Raw genomic sequence first — 1,404 nt, 5'->3', positions numbered from 1 at the left:
CGACGCCGCAGTGAACACCGGGGGCAGCACTTCCACGCGTGCGATCCTGGCCCCGGATAGCAGCAACCAAGACGGCAGCCACACCATCAGCGCGCACAACGTGGCCAACAACCGGCTCTCGGTCACGCCCCCCTCCGCGGAGGCAGCAACACCACGCCCGCCGACGCCCACCCCGTAGCCGGGGGGAACAGCACCCGGAACCCGGCCAGCAAGGACGCCGCCCGGCCCGTGGACAACGCCGGCTCCAAGGCCATCCACAAAGCCGCACCAGACAGACCCAATCCCGCAGCAGACCAGCCCCAGGGCCCCGCAACCGCAAGCACCAAGAGCAGCCAACACTCCGCCGCGGCCTCCGCCCCCCTTGTCGTAAGTCCCCAGGACAGCCCGGGCAGCACGCCGACCACACAGCCCCCCCTGGTGGCCAGCAGCCAGGACGGCAAGGACAGCGGACAGGCGGACAACACCGGCGCCGCAATGGACACCGGGAGCGGTACTTCCACGGTCAGCGTCCTGTGGTCGCTGCTCAGCCACGCCCTCTTCGGAGACCCCAAACGCAAAGACCCCGGCCCCGGACCCACCCCCGGAGCCGCGCCAGACACGCCCGCCCCCACCGCGGACCTGCCCCGGGACCTCGTAGCCGCAGGCGACAACGACACCCGGAGCAGCCAACGCACCACCGTGGCCTCCACCCCCCCTGCCGTCAAGCCGACCACGCACGGCAGCCCAGACGACAAGGGGAGCGGACAAAAGGACAACACCGACGCCGCAGTGGACACCGGGGGCAGCACTTCCCCGCGTGCGATCCTGGCTCCGGATAGCAGCAGCCAAGACGACAGCCACACCATCAGCGCGCACAACGTGGCCGGCAACCTGCTCTCGGCCACGCCCCCCTCCAGCGGGACAGCAACACCGTCGAGCGCACGCCGCCACGGCGGCTCCCCGACACCGCCACCACGCCCGCCAACGCCCACCCCGCAGCCGGGGAAAACCACACCCGGGACGCGGCAGGCAAGGACGCCGCCCGGCCCGTGGACAACGCCGGCCCCGGAGCCATCTCCGGAGCCGCGCCAGACACGTCCAATCCCCCCGCAGCCGCAGGCGGCAACGACACCCGAAGCAGCCAACGCACCGCCGTGGCCGACAGCCAGGACGGCAAGGACAGCGGGCAGGCGAGCAACACCGACACCGCAGTAGACACCGGGGGCGGCATTTCCACGGTCAACGCCCTGTGGTCGCTGTTCAGCGGCGTCTTCTTCGGAAACCCAAAACCCAAAGACTCCATCCCCGGAGCCACGCCAAACACGCCCAACCCCACCGCAGACCAACCCGCAGCCGCAGGCGGCAACGACGCCCGGAGCAGCCAACACACCGCCGTGGCTCCCACCCCCCCTGCCGTCAGCCCCC

The 1,404-nt window shown here is 71.4% G+C and carries 2 protein-coding genes; both read left to right on the top strand.

All coding sequences use genetic code 11. The features are described 5' to 3' along the window. Nucleotides 1-417 precede the first annotated feature (417 nt). A complete protein-coding gene (locus VTU_RS33180; protein WP_169315433.1) occupies nucleotides 418-1,194 on the top strand; it encodes a hypothetical protein in 777 nt (258 codons plus the stop codon). Further along, nucleotides 1,134-1,404, top strand: a 271-nt coding sequence (locus tag VTU_RS29280; protein WP_040893700.1) for a hypothetical protein, incomplete at its 3' end; no start/stop codon positions are given. The genes VTU_RS33180 and VTU_RS29280, both read left to right, overlap by 61 nt.

The sequence above is a fragment of the Verminephrobacter aporrectodeae subsp. tuberculatae At4 genome, from assembly GCF_000193225.1.
GTDB classification, from domain to species: domain Bacteria; phylum Pseudomonadota; class Gammaproteobacteria; order Burkholderiales; family Burkholderiaceae_C; genus Acidovorax; species Acidovorax aporrectodeae.
The sequence above is the reverse complement of the archived record's forward strand: the minus strand, read 5'-3'. Positions and strand labels throughout refer to the sequence as shown.